At 39.9% G+C, this 25,627-nt stretch carries 27 protein-coding genes; 4 read left to right on the top strand and 23 right to left on the bottom strand.

What is annotated here, in order from left to right:
• Positions 1 to 206: 206 nt before the first annotated feature.
• Positions 207 to 1,433, top strand: coding sequence for an EAL and HDOD domain-containing protein (locus FFU37_RS03405; RefSeq protein WP_004335679.1), 1,227 nt, complete (start codon positions 207 to 209; stop codon positions 1,431 to 1,433).
• A gap of 147 nt (positions 1,434 to 1,580) precedes the next feature.
• Here the strand turns inward: FFU37_RS03405 and FFU37_RS03400 are convergent, their stop codons facing one another.
• The 10 genes from FFU37_RS03400 to ccmA are packed head-to-tail and all read right to left on the bottom strand — an operon-like array spanning position 1,581 to position 9,301.
• The gene (locus tag FFU37_RS03400; protein WP_039484557.1) at positions 1,581 to 2,312 is read right to left on the bottom strand and encodes an MlaA family lipoprotein; all 732 of its coding nucleotides are present in this window, start codon (positions 2,310 to 2,312) and stop codon (positions 1,581 to 1,583) included.
• Between the two features lie 9 nt (positions 2,313 to 2,321).
• Complete coding sequence (ccmI, locus tag FFU37_RS03395; protein ID WP_138488720.1) at positions 2,322 to 3,575, bottom strand: c-type cytochrome biogenesis protein CcmI; 1,254 nt, start codon at positions 3,573 to 3,575, stop codon at positions 2,322 to 2,324.
• Complete coding sequence (locus FFU37_RS03390; RefSeq protein ID WP_002959280.1) at positions 3,576 to 4,037, bottom strand: cytochrome c-type biogenesis protein; 462 nt, start codon at positions 4,035 to 4,037, stop codon at positions 3,576 to 3,578.
• Entirely contained in the window at positions 4,037 to 4,606 is a 570-nt protein-coding gene (locus FFU37_RS03385) for a redoxin family protein (RefSeq protein WP_138488719.1), read from the bottom strand. The genes FFU37_RS03390 and FFU37_RS03385 overlap by 1 nt, the downstream gene beginning before the upstream one ends.
• Entirely contained in the window at positions 4,603 to 6,573 is a 1,971-nt protein-coding gene (locus FFU37_RS03380; RefSeq protein ID WP_138488718.1) for a heme lyase CcmF/NrfE family subunit, read from the bottom strand. The genes FFU37_RS03385 and FFU37_RS03380 overlap by 4 nt, the downstream gene beginning before the upstream one ends.
• Positions 6,574 to 6,575: 2 nt before the next feature.
• Positions 6,576 to 7,055, bottom strand: a complete 480-nt coding sequence (gene ccmE / locus FFU37_RS03375; RefSeq protein ID WP_002959283.1) for a cytochrome c maturation protein CcmE — start codon at positions 7,053 to 7,055, stop codon at positions 6,576 to 6,578.
• Entirely contained in the window at positions 7,052 to 7,255 is a 204-nt protein-coding gene (gene ccmD, locus FFU37_RS03370) for a heme exporter protein CcmD (protein WP_002959284.1), read from the bottom strand. Before ccmD ends, ccmE begins: the two co-directional genes overlap by 4 nt.
• 2 nt (positions 7,256 to 7,257) lie before the next feature.
• On the bottom strand, positions 7,258 to 7,995 hold the full coding sequence (locus FFU37_RS03365; protein WP_138488717.1) for a heme ABC transporter permease: 738 nt from the start codon (positions 7,993 to 7,995) through the stop codon (positions 7,258 to 7,260).
• Complete coding sequence (ccmB, locus tag FFU37_RS03360) at positions 7,995 to 8,681, bottom strand: heme exporter protein CcmB (RefSeq protein WP_002959286.1); 687 nt, start codon at positions 8,679 to 8,681, stop codon at positions 7,995 to 7,997. Before ccmB ends, FFU37_RS03365 begins: the two co-directional genes overlap by 1 nt.
• Positions 8,681 to 9,301: a cytochrome c biogenesis heme-transporting ATPase CcmA gene (gene ccmA / locus FFU37_RS03355; RefSeq protein WP_100218342.1), complete on the bottom strand. Its 621-nt coding sequence runs from the start codon at positions 9,299 to 9,301 to the stop codon at positions 8,681 to 8,683. Before ccmA ends, ccmB begins: the two co-directional genes overlap by 1 nt.
• 103 nt (positions 9,302 to 9,404) lie before the next feature.
• On the opposite strand from ccmA, the gene fliK reads away from it, so the two are divergent.
• From fliK to FFU37_RS03340, 3 genes are all read left to right on the top strand, one after another.
• Complete coding sequence (gene fliK, locus FFU37_RS03350) at positions 9,405 to 11,858, top strand: flagellar hook-length control protein FliK (RefSeq protein WP_138488716.1); 2,454 nt, start codon at positions 9,405 to 9,407, stop codon at positions 11,856 to 11,858.
• A 2-nt stretch (positions 11,859 to 11,860) separates the two neighbouring features.
• Positions 11,861 to 12,169, top strand: a complete 309-nt coding sequence (locus FFU37_RS03345) for an EscU/YscU/HrcU family type III secretion system export apparatus switch protein (RefSeq protein ID WP_138488715.1) — start codon at positions 11,861 to 11,863, stop codon at positions 12,167 to 12,169.
• Positions 12,170 to 12,294: 125 nt separating this feature from the next.
• Entirely contained in the window at positions 12,295 to 13,623 is a 1,329-nt protein-coding gene (locus FFU37_RS03340) for an IS4 family transposase (protein ID WP_039588252.1), read from the top strand.
• A gap of 13 nt (positions 13,624 to 13,636) precedes the next feature.
• Here the strand turns inward: FFU37_RS03340 and FFU37_RS03335 are convergent, their stop codons facing one another.
• Genes FFU37_RS03335 through flhF form a run of 13 tightly spaced genes read right to left on the bottom strand, consistent with a single transcriptional unit; the run spans position 13,637 to position 25,608 of the window.
• Positions 13,637 to 14,038, bottom strand: a complete 402-nt coding sequence (locus tag FFU37_RS03335) for a DUF2802 domain-containing protein (RefSeq protein WP_138488714.1) — start codon at positions 14,036 to 14,038, stop codon at positions 13,637 to 13,639.
• A 17-nt stretch (positions 14,039 to 14,055) separates the two neighbouring features.
• Positions 14,056 to 14,553, bottom strand: coding sequence for a chemotaxis protein CheW (locus FFU37_RS03330; RefSeq protein WP_002959294.1), 498 nt, complete (start codon positions 14,551 to 14,553; stop codon positions 14,056 to 14,058).
• A gap of 24 nt (positions 14,554 to 14,577) precedes the next feature.
• Positions 14,578 to 15,369, bottom strand: coding sequence for a chemotaxis protein CheW (locus FFU37_RS03325; RefSeq protein ID WP_002959296.1), 792 nt, complete (start codon positions 15,367 to 15,369; stop codon positions 14,578 to 14,580).
• A 3-nt stretch (positions 15,370 to 15,372) separates the two neighbouring features.
• On the bottom strand, positions 15,373 to 16,143 hold the full coding sequence (locus FFU37_RS03320; protein ID WP_002959298.1) for a ParA family protein: 771 nt from the start codon (positions 16,141 to 16,143) through the stop codon (positions 15,373 to 15,375).
• A gap of 12 nt (positions 16,144 to 16,155) precedes the next feature.
• On the bottom strand, positions 16,156 to 17,115 hold the full coding sequence (locus FFU37_RS03315; RefSeq protein WP_024595392.1) for a flagellar motor protein MotB: 960 nt from the start codon (positions 17,113 to 17,115) through the stop codon (positions 16,156 to 16,158).
• Between the two features lies 1 nt (position 17,116).
• Complete coding sequence (locus FFU37_RS03310; RefSeq protein ID WP_002959300.1) at positions 17,117 to 17,881, bottom strand: flagellar motor protein; 765 nt, start codon at positions 17,879 to 17,881, stop codon at positions 17,117 to 17,119.
• Positions 17,874 to 19,037: a protein-glutamate methylesterase/protein-glutamine glutaminase gene (locus tag FFU37_RS03305; RefSeq protein WP_138488713.1), complete on the bottom strand. Its 1,164-nt coding sequence runs from the start codon at positions 19,035 to 19,037 to the stop codon at positions 17,874 to 17,876. Before FFU37_RS03305 ends, FFU37_RS03310 begins: the two co-directional genes overlap by 8 nt.
• Before the next feature lie 58 nt (positions 19,038 to 19,095).
• On the bottom strand, positions 19,096 to 21,306 hold the full coding sequence (locus tag FFU37_RS03300; RefSeq protein ID WP_138488712.1) for a chemotaxis protein CheA: 2,211 nt from the start codon (positions 21,304 to 21,306) through the stop codon (positions 19,096 to 19,098).
• Between the two features lie 15 nt (positions 21,307 to 21,321).
• Entirely contained in the window at positions 21,322 to 22,095 is a 774-nt protein-coding gene (locus FFU37_RS03295) for a protein phosphatase CheZ (protein WP_002959305.1), read from the bottom strand.
• Between the two features lie 17 nt (positions 22,096 to 22,112).
• Positions 22,113 to 22,496, bottom strand: a complete 384-nt coding sequence (gene cheY / locus FFU37_RS03290) for a chemotaxis response regulator CheY (RefSeq protein ID WP_004588308.1) — start codon at positions 22,494 to 22,496, stop codon at positions 22,113 to 22,115.
• Between the two features lie 40 nt (positions 22,497 to 22,536).
• A complete protein-coding gene (locus FFU37_RS03285; RefSeq protein ID WP_002959310.1) occupies positions 22,537 to 23,247 on the bottom strand; it encodes an RNA polymerase sigma factor FliA in 711 nt (236 codons plus the stop codon).
• A gap of 26 nt (positions 23,248 to 23,273) precedes the next feature.
• Positions 23,274 to 24,134: a MinD/ParA family ATP-binding protein gene (locus FFU37_RS03280; RefSeq protein ID WP_002959312.1), complete on the bottom strand. Its 861-nt coding sequence runs from the start codon at positions 24,132 to 24,134 to the stop codon at positions 23,274 to 23,276.
• Positions 24,127 to 25,608 (bottom strand): flagellar biosynthesis GTPase FlhF, encoded by a 1,482-nt coding sequence (gene flhF, locus FFU37_RS03275; RefSeq protein WP_138488711.1) that lies wholly within the window; start codon positions 25,606 to 25,608, stop codon positions 24,127 to 24,129. Before flhF ends, FFU37_RS03280 begins: the two co-directional genes overlap by 8 nt.
• Positions 25,609 to 25,627: the final 19 nt, after the last annotated feature.

Genomic DNA, 25,627 nt, shown 5'->3' with positions numbered 1-25,627 from the left:
CTCCAACTTGTTGCCCTCACCTGATACAAAAATACTCATGTTGAATAATTTTAAAGCGAATTGGTGAAATATAATAAATTAAATACAAGAAACACCTTAATTTTTAATGATAATTTATTAATCTAGCAAATATACGTAATGCTATTTTGAGTCTTTTGCCATATATTATTACAATACCTAATTAGATTACTCTTACGGAACTGTTTATGTATTTTTACGCTGCACGCCAACCTATTTTAGACAGAGATAAAAAGCTCATCGGATATGAACTTTTATTTCGCGATGGCGTTGATAACGTATTTCCCGATATAGACGGTGACGAGGCAACTACACGACTAATTGAAGGTAGTCAGTTTAATTTCGGCTTAGAAGATTTAACCGACAATAAACCCGCCTATATAAATTTTACCCTAGAAACGCTATCAAAGGGCTACCCAACACTACTGGGCAAAGATACTGTAGTTGTAGAAATCCTTGAAACTGTGCAACCTGGGAAGCGATTATTAGCCATAGTGAAAGATCTAAAAGATAAAGGTTACACTATTGCTCTTGATGACTATATTCATCAGCCTGTTTGGCGCCACTTTTATCCATTTATTGATATTATCAAAATAGACTTTTTAGCATCTGATATAGATACAATAAAAACGGTTCTTAATGATTTAAAACTGCACTCGCATATTAAGTTACTTGCCGAAAAAGTAGAAACCTATGAAATTTACCAACAAGCTCTAGAGCTTGGTTTTGATTATTTCCAAGGATTTTTCTTCTCCAAACCGGAAATGGTACAAAGTAAGGCTCTACCGCCTTCAGAAATGGCATTAGCTGAATTACTTTACGAAACATCAAGCGTTGATATGGATCTTAAAAAAATCACTGATGTGTTTGAGCGTGATGTAAACCTATCTTACAAATTACTTAGGTATTCAAATTCTGCTGCCTTTGCAAGGCGTGCTGAAATAAGTACCATTAAGCAAGCCCTTATAGTGCTTGGTGCTAACGAAATAAAAAAACTATTATCATTATTATTTGCAGCGCAAGTATCAGCAGATAAACCAGTAGAGCTAATTAGGCTATCGCTTACGCGCGCTCGTTTTGGTGAGTTACTCGCTATATCCCACGGACAATTTAAAGATACCGGCATGGCATTTTTAACCGGTATGATGTCTCTTATGGATGCTATTTTAGATGAGAGTATGGAAAGCGTTATGAAAAAGCTTCCACTTTCGAATGACATAAAAGCAGCGTTATTAAACGATGAGGGGTTGCTGGCAAAATATTTAAACTTAGTTAAGTATTATGAACAAGCTAACTGGTCAGCCGCAAACGAATTAACGAAAGAGCTAAACCTAGGTGAAAAAGTTCCTGATGCCTATCATGAAGCACTCACTTGGGTTAATGAGCAAATGCAGTTAATAGTTAACGAAAAATAAGTAACCCGAACTCTGGTTAAGGTGTTTACTAATATATTGAATCATAATGATACTTAAGTTTATTTTTCTCTAGCCAAAGTTCAGATTCTATATAAACAGTAAATAAAAACGCCAGCATTTAGCTGGCGTTTTTATCAGTGGCATCAATTATAAACTTTCTAAAAAGTCTTCATCAAAATCAGTTGGCTCTTCTTTTATAGGTGGATTGCCATCGTACAGCTCATAAATTTGACGCTGGAAGTAAATATCTTTTACAAATAAGTACGGATCAAGTGAATCATTTAATAGCCCTTCTTGTGGGATTAATGATGCACGCGCCTCAACTGCTTTTAAAACAAATACTAAAATAGTTTGTGGAGTCGTTAGCGCAACTTCAGGTAATACAAAGTTGTCGACTACATCACCGGTCAGGTTACGTGCTGTTGTTGGCCCCATACCTGGTAGCATTAAATAGGCGCCATCACCTACGCCCCATACACCCAACGTTTGTCCAAAGTCTTCATCGACTATTTCAAGACCTAGTGAGCTTGCAACATCAAAGATACCAAACAGACCGACAGTAGAGTTAACTAAAAAGCGTGCTAAGCTCACACTTGCATTACCCGGTTTACCTTGCAAACCCGCATTGATCATATCTACAGGTGCGGTGATATTACCTGTAAAATTAACAATACCGTTTCTTACCGGTACAGGCGTTACTTCAACATAACCTACAGCAACTGGGCGCAATAAATAAGCATCCAGTACATCCATATTAAAGTCATATAATGGACGATTAATACTTTGCAGCGGATCTCTGTCATCTACTTTGCTTTGAGGTACTTGAGCACAGCCGGCTAGTATCAATAAACATAAAAAAGTAAAACTGTGTTTTAACATCTAACGTCCTTAAGGTATTAATGTATCAATTTGAAGTTGGTAGTCACTTACACTTTCACGCTTTAACGCCTGTGAATGACCTTCTAGCTCACCAGAGCTTGGCATAACAGAGTCATCGATAGAAATACGTGCCGAAATAATAATATTTTCTGCACTAGATAAGTTAAGCCCTGCAACCATTGCACTACTATCACTCAACTCAACTGTAATTGGAAATGAATATTTAGTCAGCTTAACAGCAGCCAATGGCATAGGTGAGCCAGTTGCAGCTTTTGCATATATAAACAAAATACCGTCTTTTGGCTGTTTATCAATAAGCTCTTTTGCAATGTCGACTGTAACTGCAATAGCACCCGTTGTAGTAGTCACTGGCATAACTGAGCCTTCACTTTGCATTTGCTGCTCAATATCAGCAATACGTTCTGAGATCATGTTATAACGTGAATCATTTTTTTCCATGCTCGCCAATAAAACTTCAAATGCAGTTTTAGCTTGCGGCCAATCTTTACGCTCATACGCTATCAGCGCTAGTAACGAAATAGCATCTAAATTAGTAGGCTCAACGTTAAGCACTTTTGAAAGCATACCTGCCGCACGAGTCATATTAGCTTCGCTACCTTCAAGTAATAAAACCTGACTGTAACTAATAAGAACCTGCATATTATCAGGGTTCATACGTAGTGCTTTATCAAATGACTGCTGCGCCATGTCAAATTCATTAAGCGACATAGCCACTCGACCAAGTAGCATCCAAGCAACTTCATCATCGCCAGAGCGGCTAAGTTTAGTACGGAGCGCCAATGCAAAAGCCTGCAGCTCATTTTGGCTAAGCGGCTCACCTTTTTGCATTACAGCACGCTCGCCATAATCAGCTAAATTATCCATTGCGTCATGCCAAGCCGAAATTTGCTGCTGACTGCCTGTAAAACTATAAAAAATCCCTGTAAGTGCAAGAACAAATGCACCGCCTGTTAAAGCAAAAATACGGTTATTACCTTTGCTGTTAAGTGATTTCTCTGGTGATAGCTCGTTCAATAAGCGACGTTTTAATTCAACAATTGATTCTGCGTGATTTAAGCTATCAATGCGTTGATTATCTAAATCAGTTTGCAAATCGACTAAACGCTGCTCATAAATACTAATTAATTCAGCATTGGCGTTATGAGTAATCGTTTGAACACGCTCTTTTTTTAAAAAAGGTATCATAACAAAGCTAAGAGCAACCAGTGTGAGTAAGGCAAAACACGCCCACATTAAAATCATTTAGCTTTGCTCCTGACGTTTATTTTGTTCAATTAGCTTCGCTAGCAGCATTTCATCGTCGCTGCTCCATGTTTGTTTTACTGATGCTTTTCGTTGGCGAATAACAATAAAACCAAAGCCAACAATTACAATTAATACCGGTAGTACCCACAGCACTAAAGTCGCTGGTGTAACAGGTGGGTCGTAATGAACAAAATAGCCAAAGCGGTCAATCATATAATCAATCACTTCGTCTTTGCTTTTACCTTCTTTAACCAATACGAGCACTTTATCGCGCAAGTCTTTAGCAACAACAGCGTCGGAGTCCGCAATGTTTTGATTTTGACACTTAGGGCAACGTAGCTCTTTGGTTAACTCTTCAAACAATATTGCTTGTTTGTTGTTATCAAATTGATAGCGATCTTGCTGTGCAAACGCACCCATGCTTACAAAAAGGCTAAGCGTAAGTAGTAACCACTTCATCATTTAAGCTCCTGCATAATTGGCGCAAATTTAGCTCGCCATACTCGCGGATTTATATCACCGGTGTGATGCAACAAAATAGTGCCTTTTTTATCGACTAAAAAAGTTTCTGGCGCACCCGACACGCCTAAATCCAACGACAAAGTACGGTGTAAATCTAAAATATTAAATTGGTAAGGGTCACCTGCACGTTGCAGCATATCAGTGACTTCGCTGCGAAGTGATTGCATATCAAACGGGCCATCAAAATCAGCGTCGTAACCTTGTACGTAATATAGTCCAATAATTTTAACGCCTTGCTCACGTAACTTAGTTAAATAACCAAGCTCGACTAAACATGTTGGGCACCACGTACCCCATACATTTAATAAGTAAACTTCACCTTTTAACGACTCGTTGGTCCACTGCTTATTGTCTTGCATTAAATCAGGTAGATTAAATGCTGGCATTTCTTGACCTAACCGCCCTGTTTGAATTTCACGAGGGTTGGCAAAAAGACCTTGGTATAAAAATACACACACAAAAGCAAACACTAAAAGCGGCGCAATAGCTAAAATTTTACGGTTCATAAAACACTCTCCGGTACATCTTTACGGGCTGTTTTAGCTGATGTACGGTAACGTTTATCAAACAAAATCATGAAACCTGCAAATGACATAAGCACGCCACCAATCCATATCCAGCGTACAAATGGTTTATGATAAATGCGAAGTGACCATGCATCACCACTTAATTGCTCACCTAATGCTAAATATAAATCACGTTTAAAACCGGCATCTATCGCCGCCTCAGTCATAAACTGCATACCAATGTCATATTTACGTTTTTCGGCGTGTAAACGTGTTACTAGCTCATTATTTTTAAGCACAGATACAACGCCCGCATGACCGCTGTAGTTTGGCCCACGAATAGTTTTAACGCCATCAAAGTGATATTCATACTCATTAAGCTGTGCTATTTCACCCGGTTTCATCGATACATCACGCTCTACTGAATAAGCAGAGGTAAGTGTTACGCCCGCAATAATAAATGCAATACCAATATGCCCAAGTACCATAGCCCAGTAACTTACAGTAAAGCGTTTTAAGCCTTCTTTTAAGCTCCCGTGCACAGCTGCTTTGGTGTAAATATCAATCCCTGTTGATATTGCAATCCAAACCGCCAGTGTTGTCGCTAATAACGTAAGTGGTTTTACTAAATCGTAACTTGAGAACAACCAAGCGCAGGTAATCACAACACTTGCTAATACGCCCATTAATATTTTGTTTTGCAAAAAAGCCCATTTGTTTTGCTTCCAACGTAAAAGTGGTCCTATACCCATCAAAATAGCAAACGGTACTAAAATTATTGCAAACATCTTATTAAAAAACGGTTCGCCAATAGAAATGCTACCTAAGCCCATTTCTTTATGAACCATTGGCAACAATGTACCTAACATAACAATTAATGTAGCAACAACTAAAAATATATTATTGAGCCATAACGCCACTTCGCGCGATACCAGCTTGTATCGTCCTTCACTGTGAACTTGTGACACACGCATTGCATATAACGCCAAGCCACCACCGACAACTATGCCTAAAAAGGCGAGTATAAATAAGCCTCTATCAGGGTCTGTAGCAAACGCATGTACCGATACAATAATACCCGAGCGTACAATAAACGTACCTAGCAAACTTAAAGAGAATGCTGCAATTGCGAGTAATACTGTCCATGATTTAAATATACCGCGCTTTTCTGTCACACTTAATGAATGCAGTAATGCGGTTGCAACAAGCCAAGGCATAAGCGCTGCGTTTTCTACTGGATCCCAAAACCACCAGCCGCCCCAGCCTAGTTCTGAATACGCCCACCAGCTACCAATAGTAAGACCTAAACCTAAGAAACCCCATGCAGTCATCGTCCACGGGCGTGACCATTTAGCCCATGTGTTATCAAGTTTACCAGTTAACAATGCAGCTATAGCAAAAGAGAAAGCAACCGACAGCCCCACATAACCCATGTACAGTAATGGTGGATGAATAATCATACCTGGATCTTGAAGCAGCGGATTCAAATCACGCCCTTCTACCGGAAAATAAGGAAGTAGGCGCTCAAACGGGCTTGAAAGCAGTAAGGTGTACATCATAAAACCTACACCTAAAAAACCAAGTACACCCAGTACGCGAGCACGTAATACCCAAGGTAATGATTTAGAACGCGCTGCTACAGCAGCAGTCCAACCCGCTTGCATTACTAACCATAATAAAATAGCTCCTTCATGACCGCCCCACGTAGAGGTGATTTTATAGTACCAAGGCAGCGTACTACTTGAATGATACGCTACGTAAGATACGGTAAAGTCGTCTGTTAAACTTGCATAAATAAGTGCAGCAAATGAGATTAGTACAAAAGCAAACTGGCCTATTGCTAAAGATGGAGCCGCACGCATTAATCGAAGATTACCGGTATGCGCGCCCCAAAGAGGAAAAATACACAGTAAAACGCTTAGCACCATGGCAAGCGTTAAAGAAAAATAACCAATTTCTGGGATCATAGCTAATTACCACTATCTAAGTTGTATTTTGGTTTTTCGTGCTTAATACCTTTAACTGCCTCTGCAACTTCTGCTGGCATATATTCTTCGTCATGCTTTGCAAGCACTTCAAATGCTTCAATAACATTAGGCTCGACTAATACGCCCTGCGCTACAATGCCTTGCCCCTCACGAAACAAGTCTGGCAATATGCCTTGATAACGCACAGTCACTAATGGGCCTGTATCTATCAACTTAAAGCTTACTTGTAAGCTTTGTTCATTACGCTCAACCGTTCCTGGCACAACCATGCCGCCAATACGTAACTTTTGACCTATATGTGGTTTTTCTTTGTTAGGGCCTTTGCCATCAATTAATTCGCTTGGCGTATAAAAAAGATTAATATTTTCTTGCAGTGCATAAAGCACTAAACCAATTGACCCACCAATACCAAACAGTACGGCAATGATTACCAATAGGCGCTTTTTACGTCTTGGATTCATGAGATTTGTTCCTGCTTAGCTTTTTTAATTCGCGCTTCACGTATTATTTGTTGCTCAACTGAAGCCATAATACGTTTGGTGTCTCTCAAAGAGTTCACTAAAATACCGAGTAAAATAAGTGCGCATGTACCAAAAGAAAGCCAGACATAAAATCCATAACCTCCCATTGCAATAAAATCAGAAAAAGAGTCAAACTGCATAATTACCCCTTATTTAACAACGAGCGCACCCACGGTCGGTGCTTTTCTCGTTGTAAAATTTCATTTTTAAGACGAATTAAAGTCACTGTTCCAACAAAAGCAGCAAAGGCTAAAATATTAACCATAAGAGGCCAAAACATACTTGGATCTATTGCTTTTGTGTCTAGCTTTGTAATGCTTGCACCTTGGTGTAACGTATTCCACCACTCAACAGAGTAATGAATAATAGGTAAATTAATTACGCCAACAATTGCTAAAATAGAAGCCGCACGCCCTGCTGACTTCTTATCTTCAAATGCATGGTAAAGCGAAAGCACGCCAAGATATAAAAATAATAAAATAAGCTCAGACGTTAAACGTGCATCCCATACCCACCAAGCACCCCACATAGGTTTGCCCCAAGCAGCGCCAGTAATTAGCGCTATAGCAGTAATACATGCACCAACAGGCGCAATAGCAATAACAGCAAGCTCGGCATTTCGTAGCTGCCATACAAGTGCAACAATGGCGGCAATAGCCATTGAGGAATAGGCGCCCATAGATAAAATGGCAGAAGGCACATGAATAAAAATGATACGGTAGCTGTCTTTTTGTTGGTAATCGGCAGGTGCAAAACCAAGCCCCCATACCCATCCAACAATCATACTAACTAAGGTAACTACGGCAAAATAAGGCAGTAACGTATTGCATAACTGGTATGCACGCTCTGCTTTAGCATAGGGATGTAACCACTTCCACATTAACTTACACTCACTTTTAAAGCTGACGATATGGCAATTGGTGCGCTAATAATAGCAATAAGTAACATTGCACCAAGGATGGCAAGCTGCCCACTATAATCCAGCGACATGGTGCTGGTATCGATAGCCGACGTTGCAAAAATCAAAACAGGAATATACAAAGGCAGTACGAGTAAACTCATCAAAATACCCCCTTTTTGTAATCCCACAGTAAGCCCAGCGCCTATTGCGCCAATAAAGCTCAATAATGGTGTGCCTAATAATAATGTTAAAACGGTTGCTGTTAACGCTGTACTTTCTAGGTTTAACAACAACGCAAACAACGGGGTCATTAATACAAGCGGTAAACCTGTTACCACCCAATGAGCAGCCACTTTAGCAAGTACGGTTAGCGATAATGGATAAGAGGATGCAATTAACTGCTCCAACGAGCCATCGTTAAAATCATCCCTAAACAACTTATCTAAACCCAACATGGTAGAGAGTAATGCGGCAACCCAAATAATACCTGGCGCCATTCTCGCAAGTAGACCGGGCTCAGGCCCTATTGCTAACGGAAATAATGAAATTACAATTAAGAAGAATAAAATAGGATTTACAATTTCGGCGCGCTGGCGAAACGCAAGTTTTACATCTTTGGTAAATACCGCACTAAATAGCAACCAATAAGAGTGTTGACGAGTCATTAGTGGCGATACTCCAGTGTAACCGTTTGTAAGTTACTAAAGTGGGTCGTTAAGTCTTGGTGGGTCGTTAATAAAATGGCACCACCGCTTTGTAAGTGTTCAGTAAATCGCTGCTGTAAAAAGGCGACCCCGCTTTTATCAAGCGCGGTAAACGGCTCATCAAGTACCCATAATTTAGCATCACTTAACCAAAGCCTAACAAGCGCTACACGTCGTTGTTGTCCAGCAGATAGCATTCTAACGGGTACATCTTCAAGTCCAACAAGGCCAAGTTGCGCTAAAATAGGATATAAATCAGGCTCATTTATGTAGCCATTGATTTGTAACCAGTGGCGAACATTTTCAACTGCACTAAGCTGAGTACTTACACCTGTTTTATGCCCTATAAAAAGCAGCTCTCTGGCATACTCTTCATAGTACTTAGATATAGGTTGTTCTTGGAACAGAACAGACCCTTCATCAGGCACAGAAAAGCCAGCAATAATACGCAATAGCGATGTTTTACCAGCCCCATTAGGACCCGCTAATTGCATGATTTGACCGCTATTAAGGCTAAAATTAAGATCCGCAAACAAACAACGATCTTGCTTGATGCAGGTGACGGACTTAATGTGTAACAAGATGACGATTCTCTCTGCCAAAAATTAGGCGTTAGTCTACCATAATGATAGGGTAATACGAATATTGCTTTATAATCGATTAACAAAAACTTGATTTAAAATAATGAATACACCAACGCAAATAACATTATCTAACTCATTGGTTATCAATCAATCTGCTCACAGCCAGACCAATGAGTTACCACAGTTACCTAGTGAGGTACTTGCGGCTAAAAACATCCAATTTTCGAAAGACTCGATTACGCTTGATGTATATATTGATAAGCATTGGCAAACATTAAGGCTTGGCACTACAAGCGCACCACAAAGCCTGCAAAAAATAGTCAGTGCTAACATACAGATCAGCCCTGATGGTAAGCAGCTCAACATCTCGCCAAACAGTACAACCCTTACTTTAAATCAGCCGGTACAATTACAGCGCTTGTTAAGTTATGTAAGCACGGGCACTGAGGTACAAAGCCAACCAATGGATGTACAAGTTGCTGTATCCCCTTCTCCCAAGTTAGTTATTGATAAACTCAACGCAAGTATTGCCATAAATAAAGACGTAGCCCAGTTACTTACAACAGAACAGCCTTTAAAAGTAGTTGTTAGTACGACTAATAAAGGCGCACAGATTAATGTTATTAACCGCTTTGCAGATACGGTTCACTCGCAACCACTTAGCCAAACTAAACTTACTAATTTACTCGCGGCCTTGTTACCCAGTGCACAGCTTCAAGTAACACCAAAACTGGCTATTTTAACTCATCCTCAAAAGTCAGGTTCATTTACAACACCTATCACTAATCAACAACTTGCCGAACTACCGAATACACCTATTAAAGTAAATTTAGTGAACCAGGCAGATAAATTATTTATTAAAACCGATACAAACAATATAAAAGTAACGCTTAACAACTCATTCTCAAAACCATTCAACGAGTTACTTTTAGCGCAAAAAAGCAATGCACCTGAAGTAGCCGTTTCTGCAAGTAATGTAAAAGTAAATCCATTATTGACCCTAAATAGTCCAATAAAATCGTGGCTACAAAGTAGTTTTAGTGATTTAAAAACGCGAATTAATGATGCGGTTAAATATTTTGAAAATAAGCCTTTTGCTACAATAAGTAAATCTGAGTTAACGCAGCTATCAACTTCGCCCGCGCAACAAAAAACGTCTTTAGCTATACAACTGAGTGAATCACCGCTAAATAGAGTTAACATTACTCAAAGTGTGAGTACTGCGTTAAATAACAATACGAGCAATATTTTGCCAGAGCACTTTTCAAGGCTCCCGCCGATTGTACAATTAACGCAACTAGTAAAAGGAAGTGTTAGTGTTTGGCAAACACCTGCAAACACAGCAACAACCTACACGCCAATAACAAATAATACTACCCCAGGTGAAGTGGCGAGCGCTAAGCTAAGTGATTTAAAAGCAAGCCAATTAAAACCCCTTATTACTAGTGAAAACAGTAAATCGAACACTTTGCTTAACCCTACCAATGAAGTAGTCACTAAGGGACTTACCACCTCCTCAGCACAGCTTGCAATAAACGATAATAATCAAAACAACACAAGCACAGTGAACAGTAAAAGCATTACCTTGTTAACTGAGCCGTTATCTAATGCGCCCTCTCGTAGTCAAATGCTACAACCAATAGAAGCAAAACTATTAAGTACATTATTAAAGCTTCCTGATGCCACAACCCCTACAGATAGGCTGGCTTACAATAAACAACTTTTAAGCAGTCAAATTACTGATATTACAGATAAGGCAACAAAAGACACCCCTGATTTAACTCGCTTAATTAATCAGGCATTTAACCGTATGGTTTCAAGTAATAACATAAACCCTGCAACCATACAGCGTGAGATACTTGCTACTTTACAGCCCACTCAACTAGCGGGTGATATGCTACAAAGTAGTTTCACTAAAGGGCTTGAACAGGTGGCTGTGAGTATTTTAGCTGCGCCTCTGATTAGCCAATCAGTAACGCCTATCAGTTTTAATAATCAAACTGGCTTAGATGCTCTCTTACAAGTACTTATACCTACTTTTAAAATGGGTAACACGGGAGCAAAAATGCTTGAACAGCTTCAACAAGCTCAAGTACAAGCTTTGGCCAGTGAAATCGTACACGTTAAAAACACACTTACCCAAGTGAGTGTCTCAACACCAAATCAACAGCCAGACACAAACCCGCTTGCACAATTTTTATTACCGATGAGATTACCTCCAGAAGCAGCCCAAACAGAAATAACACTTGGACAGTATAAAAAGCCAAGCGCCGGTAAATTAGAAGATAAAAATGTATGGTTTGTCAGGTTAAACTTTGATTATGCCCAACTTGGGCAGCTCCAAATTACTGCTGAGTTAATGGATAAAGCACTCGATTGCCAGCTATTAGCCTCGAGCCAAGAAGTAAGTGCAATTGCTCATCCTCACTTAGATAATTTAAGATCAAAACTAGCTAAACATGGCTTACAAGTTGGCGAGCTCAACTTAAAGAGAGGCGATGCCAACAATCAGGCATTCTATAAATCTCACGCAATTATTAATATTAAGGTTTAGCTATGAGTGAAACACCGATTAATAAATCAGCCATTGGGCTTTTGTACGAAGCTGGAAACACACCCACTGTAAGTGTTAAAGGGTTTGGTGAATTAGCTGATGAAATAATAGCAGCGGCTAAACTAAAAGGAATTATGATCCACGAAGATGCAGCACTTGCTAAAACGTTGTCACATTTAGAGTTAGGAGAAGAAATTCCCAAAGAGCTTTATTATGTTATTGCAGAGCTTATTGCGTTTTCGTATGTATTAAGAGGTCAATTTCCGCCAGGTTGGCAGGATTTTCAAGGTAAGTTAAATATTAAGGCTTGAGCCAATTTATCCGCACATAAAAAAAGGCGCTAAGCATAATGCCGATCAGTTAAGAAAATGACCGGTTGACCGATCCAAACGATCATGCAAAATCCGTAGTTAGGAAACTAACTACGGATTTTTTTGTGAATATAGAACAAGCACTGCAAGCAACACTTGAAGAAAGCAGCCGATACCATACCTTTGAAAAATTATCAGAAATTCTTGACCCTGAAATCATTGAACAAGGTTTTCAACAAGCAGGGATTGCAACCGTTCGTAAGCGAAGATTACCGCTTGAAGCCGTTTTGTGGTCAGTTATTGGCATGGCATTGTTTCGAAAAGAATCAGTTTGGAATATCGCTAATAAGCTAGATATCATGTTACCTGGCAAGAACCAACTCGTTGCTCCAAGTGCGATGGTACAGGCTAGACAAAGGTTAGGTGATGATTCCGTTAAACACGTTTTCAATAAATCTGCTCAATCAATGTATAAGCAACAGTCATTCGAAACATGGAATGGTTTGAACCTATTAGCTGTTGACGGTGTTGTGTGGCGAACAGCCGACACGCCTGATAATCGTAAAGCCTTCTCTTCAGGTAGCAACCAATACGGTGATACAGCCTTTCCTCAAATACGCATGGTCTGTCATATGGAATTGACCAGCCATCAACTTCTCAGTAGCGAGTTTGATAACTATAAAACCAACGAGATGAAATTAGCTGAGCGTTTAATTGAACGTACACCAGATAATTCACTGACTATGTTTGATAAAGGATATTATTCTTTAGGCCTGTTAAACCGTTGGCATCAAACTGGGGAGATGAGGCACTGGCTGATACCAGCAAGGCCCGACTTACAGTATGAAATCATCTCCAGCGCGGGTAAAAATGACCATATCATTGAATTGAAAACCACAAAGCATGCACAAAAAAACTTTCCCGATGTTCCTGAAACGATTAAAGCGAGATTAATCAGCAAAACAATAAAGGGCAAAAGCTACCGTATATTAACCTCGATGACGGATAGATTGCGTTATCCAGGTAATGAAATTGTTGAATTATATTGTCATCGTTGGGAGATAGAACTTGGGTTTAGAGAAATCAAACAAACCATGCTTGATAGCGCATACCATTTAAGAAGTAAGCGTCCAGACATGGTGCGTCAGGAGCTATGGGCCGTGTTACTCGCCTATAATTTAATACGAAGAATAATGACGATGGCGGCGACAGTCACAGGGATATGGCCTAACCAGCTTAGTTTCTCTAGCAGTTCGATGGCTGTCATTCAGTATTTCTCGTCAGTATCTATAATGAGCCCAGGGAACATTCCAATACACTGGCAGCACTTACTCGATACACTGGTCTTATTTAAGCTTCCAGCTAGACGAGAGGATAGAAGATATCCCCGATGGGTTAAGCCAAAACCATCTAAGTATCCCCATAAAAAGAAAGATGCCAGTCAGCTTAACTGACTGGCATTAGGCGCTAAGCACCTTTTTGTTTATGTAATGAAAATAGTAATTCGGCTTCTGCTCGTGGTAGTTCGCACTCGCGTATTACTTCATCAAGGTCTGCACCTAACTCAACCATTTTTACAGCACGAGAGTAAATTTTAGCATCAGGGTCATCGTATTTTTGCGCCGCTTGCTGTTGCACTAAATCTTGGTTTTGTTGTTCAACTTCAAGCACTCGCTTACCAATACTTAAGAGCCCGGTTCTAATCTCCGAAATTTCACTGCGCAAAATATGAGTCTGCTCTGAGCTATCTTTAAGCTGCTGCGATACAGCATTAATTTCATTCGCGTGTTTATTTTTTAATGCAATAATTAACGCCAGCGATATAAGTCCTACCGCTAACGCTGATATAGCTATACTAAGTAACACCATAATTTATTTGGTAAAGCTTATATATCGCTTAACTCATCCCATTCGTCATCACTGAGTAACTTATTTAAATCAACCAAAATCAGTAATTCATTATCGCGGTTACAAACACCCTGAATAAACTTAGCGCTTTCTTCAGTACCAACATTTGGCGCACTGTCGATTTCAGAGCTACGCAAGTAAACCACTTCCGATACGCTGTCGGCTAAAATACCAATAACTTGCTCTTCTGCTTCAATAATTAAGATGCGAGAGTTGTCAGTTGCATCAGCAGCTAGCAAACCAAAACGTGCGCGAGTATCAATAACGGTAACAACGTTGCCGCGTAAGTTAATAATACCAATCACATATGAAGGTGCACCTGGTACAGGAGCTATCTCTGTATAACGAAGTATTTCTTGTACTTGCATTACATTTACGCCGTAGGTTTCTTCCTCTAGCTTAAACGTAACCCACTGTAAAATTTCATCGTTATTATCTGCGTTTTTATTTGCTGACAGTAATTTATCTTGATTCATGCTATTACCCCGTAATGGTCATTACTACTGACGGCTATCTAAGCCTTTCTCTAATAATATATTTAAATTATCTACGTCTATCAAAGCACACATTTTTTCTTTTATAACGCCAGCAAGCCATGGGCGCTTGCTTTTATTTGTACGCCATTTTACATCTTCTTTACTCAATGTAATGTTATTTATCAACTTTTCAGCTAATAAACCCCACTGGCTATCACCTAGTGTAATCAAATATTGATAATCTAAAGATGCCTCTAATTTATCATCATATTTTTCTGGCATAACCCAACGCGCAGTATCAACAACATTAAGCTTTTCTTCTCTGTTGAGCATAACGCCTTTAAACCATTTCGGCTTACCAAACAAATGATTTACTTCACCTAATTGATGTATTCCGCCGAGTGCTTTTAATGGCACAGCCAAGGTCAAGCCAGCAACTTCAAAAAACAGTGCCTGAAATTCACCATCAAAATAGTCTGATTGGCTAGTAGTTACAATCTCCAGCTCTGGCTTTTCTATAGTAGTAATTGCAGGTGCTATTACTTCCTCGTCAACCACTTCATTAACTTTTTCAGTTTCAAACGCTGGCTCAGCTATTGGCTCAATTTCAACATTGAGCAAGTCATTATCAAATGTACTCTCTGCTGCTTTTAATTGTTCTTTAGGTTTTGAATGAATATGATGTTGTGAATCATCTGGGATTTGCTCAAGTAATTTTGCAACTGGCTCAAGGTTATCTACAGGCTCATCTTCACATAACAAAGCCCCGAGGTATTGTTTCATTACTTTTTCATTAGCAAACAATTGCTTACTCATTCATTAACCTTGTTCAATTAAATATTCTAGCAGTGCTTTATATGCGTATACACCGCGCGAGCGAGGACAATACTCTACAGGTACTTTTTGTGCAAAGCTTGCATCTCTAAATTTGGTATCCACCGGTATCACACCTGGCCAAACTTTATCACCATATGTACTTTGCAATGTTTTGTATGCTTCTAACGATGCTTTGGTACGTTTGTCGTACATGGTAGGAATTATAGTATATTGATAATCTTTTGCTTGAGAGGATTGCATCAAATCCATAGTACGCATCATTCTATCAAGCCCTTTGAGTGCTAAAAACTCCGTTTGCACTGGCACTAAAATTCGCTCACTTGCTGCAAGCGCATTGACCATTAACACCCCTAAAACTGGAGGGCAATCTAAAATGGCATAATCGTAATGTTCGCTAATTTTTGCAAGCGCTTTTTTTAGTATTAACCCCATCCCTGTTTTATTACCCATACTTCGATCTAGTGTAGCTATTGCCATAGTCGCAGGTAAAATATCCAGGTTTTGAAGTGTTGATGGACATAAAGCTTGGAGTATCTCTTCACTTTGCATACTTGTACCACGGGCAAAAATATCGTACACACTGACTTCTAAATCCTCTGAATCAATGCCAAAGTAATAAGTGAGTGACGCATGAGGGTCTGTATCTATAAGCAATACACGTTTACCTTGTAATGCCAAAATACCGGCAAGGCTCACTGCGGTTGTTGTTTTACCAACCCCTCCTTTTTGATTAGCGACAGTCCAAATCTTCACATTACATCCTAATTACTGTTCATTGCGCGTTGTTATGCGAATACCGCCATGAGGCAAACGAATTATTTTTATTGTATCGTCATCTGAAGGAAGTTCAATTTCAGGTTCAATCACTGCAGGCTCATCAGCTTGCCCGTCACTTTTAACCTCTTGTTTTGGCGGTAATCCATACTTAGAAAGTGCGATAACAACTTTACGATTTTCTGCGCGCCCTTGTTCTGTATCGTTACTTGCAAAAGGTGAATATTGGCCATAACCTTCTATCGCCATTCTAGCTGAATTAATGCCTAGTGCTTCCAGCTCTACTAAAATTGACGTGGCTCTAGCTACCGACAGTTCCCAGTTCGAACGAAATATCTCATTACGAATACTTTCATCATCAGTATAACCTCGTACTCTTACATAGTTATCTACTGGTGCAATAATATCTTTAACAATCTTGACGACCTGTTTTGCTCGAGAGTGTGCAACTGAACTACCACTTGAAAATAACATACCTGAGCTTAGCTCTATAATCAGCCAATCTTGGTTAAGCTCTAAACTGGCTTCTCCATCACGGATTTCATCAATAAGCGCTGACTGTAATTTAATTAGTAAACTATCAAGAGGTTTGCCTAAATACTTTTGCTGGATGTTGCTTGTATCACTTTGGCCGTCGAGTAGCTCAGGACCTTGCTCTTCTTTTAATATACTTTCGCCATAAAGAACTTCTTGTTCAGGTGTCACTCTATCTGTCAATATTCCATTACCGTTGACACCTTCACCTTGCTGGGAGTATTGGCGAGCTGACTTATCAAAAACCTGTTCAAGGGAATCTGACAATATTTGGAATTGTTCTTCTTTATTAATCGCTATCGCATACAGAACCACAAAAAAAGCAAACATAATAGTCATGTAATCGGCATACGATACAAGCCAACGTTCGGTATGTTGACTTTTAGCAGCAGAGTGACGAAGTCGTCGGCGTAACATGTTATTCGTCCACTAAATTAGGGCGCTCTACACGATAGGCTTCAAGCTTTAATTCTATATTTACTGGGCTTTCACCTATGCTTATTGCAATAACGCCTTCAGCAAGCATTTCATGGTAAAGCATTTTTTGCTCTACACGCTGTTTTAACTTATTTGCCATAGGTAAAAACAATAAATTAGCTAAGCCAACACCATAAATGGTCGCAATAAATGCCGTTGCAACGCCGGCGCCAAGCATTTGTGGATCGGTAATAAACGACATTGCCTGTATTAAGCCAAGCACCGCACCTAAAATACCTATGGTAGGGCTGTAACCCCCCATTGCTTCATAAACACGCGCGGCTTCAAGCAAACGATCGCGCTCTAGCAGTAAATCAATTTCAAGCGTGTCACGTAGTTTTTGCTCTGAGCAGCCATCGACAAGTAAGCTTAAACCTTTTGCTGCATACGCATCTGGGTGAGCTAAAGCTTCATTCTCAAGCGCTAAGTAACCTTCTTGACGTGCTTTATGAGACCATCGTTTAACTTGCTCTATTGCGTCTTCAATATCGTATTGTGGTGCAACAAAAACCCACGAGCTCATATTTATCATTTTTTTGAATGTGCTAGCAGAGGTTTGCAACATAACAGCGCCAAGCGTGCCACCAAGTACAATAATAAGCGCAGGGCCATTAAATAAAGCTGAAACAACACCGCCTTCTAAAGAATAACCTAGACCTATTGCACTGAGTGCTACCAATAGTCCAAATATTGAGAGTTTATCCACAACCTACCTCTCTCATTATACGCGCTGCAACATCACTCAATGCTAAGCTTTCACTTGAAAGCCCCGCATTAGCTATTGCTTGGGGCATTCCATAAACGACACAGCTTTTCTCATCTTGTGCCCAAATAGTTGCCCCCGTTTGTTTTAACATTCTTGCACCATCACGACCATCAGCGCCCATACCTGTTAAAACAATAGCAAGCACATCGCCTTGATACGTTTTAGCTGCACTAGCAAACGTTACATCTACGCTTGGTTTATAACTTATTCTCTCGCTATGATCTTCAAATACGCGCAGCGTTCTATTTGCTCCACGCCCCTCTACCATCATCTGCTGTCCGCCAGGCGCTAAATAAGCAGTTCCTGGTTGTAAGCGATCGCCCTGTTGTGCTTCTTTCACTTTTATTTGGCACAAACCGTTTAAGCGCGCTGCAAACGCGGGTGTAAATGCAGCGGGCATGTGCTGAATAAGTAAAATAGGGTGAGGAAAATTAGCAGGCAATTGAGTCAATATAGTTTGCAAAGCAACGGGACCACCTGTAGAAGTACCAATAGCTAAAAGTTGATATTGTTTTCCACTTGCTCGCATTGAGGCAACATTTGAACTTGTCGATGCAGCAGGCGCAGTTCTTTGAAAGCTTCTATCAGGCTGCTTGATTTGAGTTGTTGATGTGCTTGCTCTTTGCGAAAGTGAACTTGTTGGTTTAGTTGAAATGGATGGTTTAACAGGTGTTGCCGCTCTAAATGTTCGCGGTAAACGTCTTCGCCCTATATCTTTTACTTTACTTTGCAAAAGCTTAATTGCATCTTCATTATTGCGTGCAATATCTTCAAATTTTTTCGGTAAAAAATCCATTGCGCCAGCATCTAACGCATCAAACGTTGCTGTTGCACCATCACGTGTAAGTGATGAAAACATTAAGATAGGAGTTGGGTTACTCGCCATTATCTCTTTAACTGCGCTAATACCATCAAGCACAGGCATTTCGACATCCATGGTGATCATGTCAGGACGCAATTGAGCTGCTTTCTCAACAGCCTCTCTGCCATTAACAGCAAAGCCTATAACTTGTATATCGCTATCTTGCCCAAGGATTTCGCTTACTCTACGGCGAAAAAAGCTTGAATCATCAACAACTAAAACTTTAACGGCCATTTAGCTCTCTTATTAAATTTATGCGTAGGTATATATTAAATATATACCTACTTTATTATTAGCCTGCGTAATGTTTTAACATGTTTGGAACGTCTAAAATCAGTGCAATGCCGCCATCTGAAGTTATTGTAGCCCCTGCCATACCTGGCGTTCCTTGAAGTAACGCATCAAGCGGCTTAATCACTACTTCTTCTTGGCCAATTAATGAGTCAACAACAAAACCAATTTGTTGCGTACCAATTTGTACAATAACGACGTGACCTTTAGATTTTCGCTGAGAACGATCTGAGCCTTTTACTAACCAATGCTCAAGGTAAAATAACGGTATCGCCTTTTTACGCACAATAATTGTTAATTGCCCATCAACTACATTCGTCTTCGTTAAATCTAAATTAAATATCTCACTAACACCAGCCAGTGGTAACGCAAATGTTTGTGCGCCAACAACGACCATTAATGTCGGTAATATAGCCAAGGTAAGTGGTACTTTTATTTCTAAAATAGTACCAACACCAAGTTCAGACTGAATGCTTACTGAGCCATTAAGTTGCGTGATCTTAGTTTTAACTACGTCCATTCCTACACCACGGCCTGAAATATCAGATATTTCTTCTTTTGTAGAAAAGCCAGGTGCAAAAATCAGGTTATATGCTTCGGTGTCAGAAAGTCGACTCGCTTGGTCATGATCGAGTACGCCTTTACTAATTGCAATTTTTTTCAGTTTCTCAGCATCCATACCTGCACCATCATCTTTGATGGTTAGCAAAATATGGTCGCCCTCTTGAGACGCTGATAAAGTAACATTACCTGTTCTAGACTTACCTGCAGCTTCACGAACAGCGGGCATTTCAATACCATGGTCAACTGAGTTTCTAACTAAATGCACAAGCGGATCGGCAAGTGCTTCAACTAAGTTTTTATCTAGATCGGTTTCTTCACCAATAAGTTTTAAATCAATATCTTTATTTAAGCTACGTGCTAAGTCGCGTACAACGCGAGGGAAGCGACCAAATACTTTCTTAATTGGTTGCATTCGCGTTTGCATAACCGCACCTTGAATATCCGCAGTCACTACATCTAAGTTAGAGATTGCTTTACCCATCGCTTCACTGTCTGAGTTAGTCGCTAAACTAACCAAACGATTTCGTACAAGAACTAACTCACCAACCATATTCATAATTTGATCGAGTCGTTTTGTATCTACGCGAACGGTGGTTTCTGCTGCTGGTGGCGCTGATTTTTTTGGAGCTGCTGCTGGTGGTGCTTTAGCTGCTGGCTTCTCTGGCGCTTTTTCAACTGGTTTTGGAGTAGGAGCTTTAGCTGGCTCAGCTTTTTTTACTGGTTCACTCACTTGTTTAGCTGGCGGTGAAACAGGTTCAGGTTGTTTTTCAGCTGGCGCACTTTCTATCGATTTAGGAGCAGTACCTTTACCATGAAGTTCGTCAAGAAGCGCTTCAAATTCGTCATCACTAATTTCATCATCTGATGAATTAACTACATTAGCCGCTGGTGTAGGTGGTTCTACAGGTGTTTTATTGGCATTATTTTGTTCAGGTTTGCTAGTAACTTCCCCAAAACTGCCAACACCATGTAACTCATCTAATAAGCTGTCAAATTCATCATCAGTAATATCACCATTAAAATCACTACTACTTGCTACTGGTTTTTCAACTGCAGGACCTTGTCCTTTACCGTGCAGCTCATCAAGTAAGCTTTCAAATTCGTCTTCAGTGATTTCATCTATTTCAGCATCGCTAACCGAAGGCGCTCCGCTAAATAGTTCATCAAATGCAAACGGATCTTCATCATCAGCTACCGGTGTATCCACCACTTCATTATGAGGTTGTTCAACCTCTGTTTGTGAAGAGGCTTCGGCTTCTGTTGGAGGTAGACCTAAGATATGAAGAGTATGAAGTAATTCAGGATCTGCAGGTTCAGGCTTATCTCTGTTTTGGATAGTCGCAAACATCTCATTAATGGTGTCTAGTGCTTGTAAAATAACATCCATTAATTCTGAGTTGACTGTTCGCACGCCTTGACGTAGTAAATCAAATACGTTTTCAGCACCGTGACAAGCATCTACAAGTTCTGTCATAGCTAAAAAGCCTGCACCACCTTTTACAGTATGAAAACCTCTAAATATAGCGTTTAGTAACTCGGTATCTTCTGGATTATTTTCCAGCTCAACTAACTGTTCAGATAAAAGCTCTAGGATTTCTCCAGCCTCTACAAGAAAGTCTTGTAAAATATCTTCATCGACTTCAAACATGCAGTTACTCTCCTCTTAGAAGCCCAAACTTGATAAAAGATCATCAACTTCATCTTGATCAGATACAACATCATTACGCGATTCTTTATCAATAATAGGGCCTTCAGGACCTGCTAAAGTTTGTGTGGCAACTGGTTCTTTTATTTTCTGTTGTTCTACTTTATTCGCGGTGCTGTTACTGTCGTCTTGTTCAGCAAACGCAGTTAAAAGATGCAGTAAACTTTCTTCTACTTCCCTAACAAGTTCGATAACACGGCGAATAACTTGACCTGTTAAGTCTTGATAGTCTTGAGCCATTAATACATTTGTCATTAAGTTTTGAAGCTCATCAGTCTTATGGTGAGAGTTGTTCATAAACTTATCGATGCTATGGCAAAGTTGCTTAAACTCACCAAGCTCAATCTCGCGGCTCATTAAACGATCCCATGTCGGTTTAATATGAGATATTTCGTCCGCTAACTGTTGGGCTATAGGTAAACTGGCCTCCACTGCATCCATTGTTTTATTAGCCGCATTTTCTGTCATTTCTATAACATAATTAAGCCGCTTTTTAGCATCTGGAATCGCATCTGTAGTTATGTCACTTAAGCGAGTATCAAGCTCAAAACTTTTAAGAGCTTCGTGCAGTTGACGAGTCAACTTTCCAACTTCAGCAAATAATTCAGACTGCTCTTTAGATGCAGCCTCTAAAATCAACTGATTTGCTTTATCTTGCTCATCATTTTCTAAAAAAACAACGAGCTGACGAGCTTGTTCTAACGTTATTTGAGGCGCAGCTGGTGCTGGCATAAGCCTCTCCCCCATCATTAGCCTAAGCGTTCAAATACTTTTTCTAATTTAGTTTTTAATGTTCCAGCCGTAAATGGCTTAACAATATAACCATTCACGCCAGCTTGCGCTGCAGCTATTATTTGTTCTTTTTTAGCTTCTGCCGTTACCATTAATACAGGGATATGTTTTAACTTCTCGTCTGCACGTATTGCTCTTAAAAGATCAATACCCTGCATTCCAGGCATATTCCAATCCGTAACTACAAAATCAAACACTTGATTTTGCAACATAGGCAAAGCTGTAGACCCATCATCAGCTTCTTGAACGTTAGTGAAACCTAAGTCACGTAACAGGTTTTTTATAATGCGTCTCATCGTTGAAAAATCATCAACTACAAGAATTTTCATGTTTTTATCCAAAACATCCCCCAGTGAGGTATTAACCTTTGTTTACTTACTACTAATTTATCCAGTCATTGATTTTAGCTTTAAGCTTAATCATCGCCTGACCATGTATCTGACTTACACGCGATTCACTTACATCGAGTATATGTCCTATTTCTTTTAAATTCATTTCATCGTTATAGTACAAAGAAAGCACCATTGCATCACGCTCTGGTAATGACTTAATTGCACTTAGCAAAGACTCATTAAACCTATCATTTTTAACATTATTAAAAGGTTTATCTTGTGCTAAATCTTGGCCTACGGGAGTAATAACATCCTCATCTACACCAAGGTCTTCAATGCCTAATATTTTACTCGTATTCGCATCATTTAAAATATGATGGTACTCATTGAGCGAAATTTCAAGTTTTTCAGCAACTTCTATATCCGTTGGTTCGCGATTCAGACTACTTTCGAGCTCAGTAATTGCTTCTGCAACTTGCCTGTTTTTACGGTGAACTGAACGAGGAGCCCAATCACCACGGCGCATTTCATCAAGCATAGCACCGCGAATACGAATACCGGCAAAAGTTTCAAAGCTTGCGCCTTTTGTTGCATCAAAGTTTTTCGAAGCTTCTATTAAACCTATCATTCCTGATTGAATTAAATCATCAAGTTGAACGCTAGGTGGTAATCGAGCAATCAGATGACATGCCACTTTTTTAACAAGTGATGCATGCTTCTCAACAATCACATTTAAATTTTGTGTTGATTGATATCCCATAGCTCTATTCACCAGTGTTGTCATAATTAACCGTTTACTAGTTTCTCAATGAAAAACTCTAAATGCCCAGATGGTTGGTTGGGTATTGGCCATTTAACTGCTTTTGTTGCCAGCGTTTTAAACGCAAGAGCGGCTGGCGAATTTGGAAAGAGCTCTACTATTACTTTTTGACGACGTGTTGCTTTGCGCATATTTTCATCATAAGGAACCGTTGCTACTAGCTCCATTGATACATCTAAAAAGCGGTCGGTAACTTTAGATAGCTTTGCAAACAATTCAGTGCCTTCACGCATACTGCGCACCATATTGGCAACAATTTTAAATTTATAAACGCCGTGCTCACGACTTAATACTTTAATAAGTGCGTAAGCGTCGGTGATTGATGTCGGCTCATCGCATACAACAACCATTACATCTTGCGCTGCACGCGAGAAGCTCAGTACCATGTCTGAAATACCAGCAGCTGTATCTACAATTAAAATATCAAATTCGGTATTCAATTCGCTAAACGCACGAATTAGCCCAGCATGCTCAGATGGTGATAATTCAACCATACTTTGCGAACCCGATGTAGCGGGTACAATTTTAATTCCTGCAGGGCCTTCAACTAAAATTTCATCAAGCTCACATTCACCAGACAAGACATGTGACAAGTTACGCTCTACACGTAAACCAAGCATCACATCACAGTTTGCTAAACCCAAGTCAGCATCCAGCACTAATACTCGATTACCTTGCTGCCCAAGTGCAATAGCTGTATTTAGAGAAACATTTGTTTTCCCTACTCCACCTTTACCACCGGTTACAGCGATAACTTTTACGCCGTTGTTATTGTTTTGACTCATTTTGCGCAGGCCGCTTGCTTGATCTAATACTGTGTTAATCATACATCCCTACTGTGCTTGGCGCCACTGCTTGGTGCCTTGAATGTTGTGCTTTTGTTCTTTTTAAATATAATTGCTCAGCCTTTTTAACTAGTTTCTCAGCATTTGCAACACGAATATCCTCTGGTACTCGTTGACCATTAGTAAGATACCCTATTGGAAGGCGATTTTGAATCGCAATACTAATAATCTCACCCAAACTTAATGATTCGTCTAACTTAGTGAAAATACAGCCACTTAACTGTACTTTTTTAAAGTGGCGTACAGTTTCTTGCAATACATTAATTTGTGCTGTCGCACTAAGTACTAAGTAGCTGCGAATATCTACACGTTGGTTACGCATTAACGTGTTTAATTGCTCAGTTAAACGTAAATCTCGCTGGCTCATACCTGCTGTGTCAATTAATACTAGACGTTTATTTCGTAAATGATATAAAACTTCAGCTAATTCATTAGCATCTTTAACTTGCTTAACACCACAACCAATAATACGACCATATGTTGCAAGTTGTTCATAAGCACCAATTCTGTATGTATCAGTGGTTATTAACGCCACTTTATCGGCACCATATTTTTGTGCGCCTAGAGCTGCAAGCTTAGCAACAGTCGTTGTTTTACCCACACCTGTTGGACCCACTAACGCATATACACCACCTTGGCGAAGTATTTCATTATTGGTTGTTTGCATTTGATCTTCGACCATAGTTAACAATGCTTTCCAACCTTGCTTACGAGACACATCATCAGGTACAAAACATGCCATTTGCTGTGCTACTTCTTTATCAATACCCATACCGACTAAACGGTCAACCATACAAGCGCGTGTTGGATCGCGACGCGCCATATCTTGTTGCATCAAGCCTGATACTTGATGCTCAAGTAATTGACGAATTGCGTTCATTTCTTCACGCATTGTTGTCATTTCTTCGCTTTCATTATTAGGTGCTTGTTGGCGAGTGGTTACTGGGCTATCTAAATCATCAAAGTCGCGGTCTAAATCATCAAAACCTAAGCTATCCGCTTGAGTTTGTGGACGAACTGGCGCAGCAGCTTCAGGAGCAAACATATTTTTAGTACGCTGCCCCATATCAGGTTCTTGATAGTTATCAGTAGTATCAATACCCGATTGTGAAAACATCGATGCAAGCTCAGGAGAACGAGGACGCGGTGATTGACGCTCTAATAATGCTTGTAGGCTGTCAGCAACTTTTGCTTGAGGCTCAGGCTTGGCACGCTGTGGCTCTGGTTTTACAAAGTTATGCATGCTTTGTTGTGGCGCCTGAGTACGCGGCTCTGCAGGGCGTTGTGGTTGCGCTGCTACTTTAGGGGCTGCTTTGTCATAATCAACTGCCGCTACAATTTCTACACCGTTAGCCAGTTTTTTATTTGACATAATAACCGCATCAACACCTAACTCATCTTTAACTTCTTTAAGTGCTGTGCGCATATCTTTAGCAAAAAAACGTTTAATTTTCATGATTCAACCCCTGTTAAAA

It is taken from the genome of Pseudoalteromonas distincta, from assembly GCF_005877035.1.
GTDB classification, from domain to species: domain Bacteria; phylum Pseudomonadota; class Gammaproteobacteria; order Enterobacterales; family Alteromonadaceae; genus Pseudoalteromonas; species Pseudoalteromonas distincta.
This window is presented reverse-complemented; position numbering and strand designations above follow the sequence as displayed.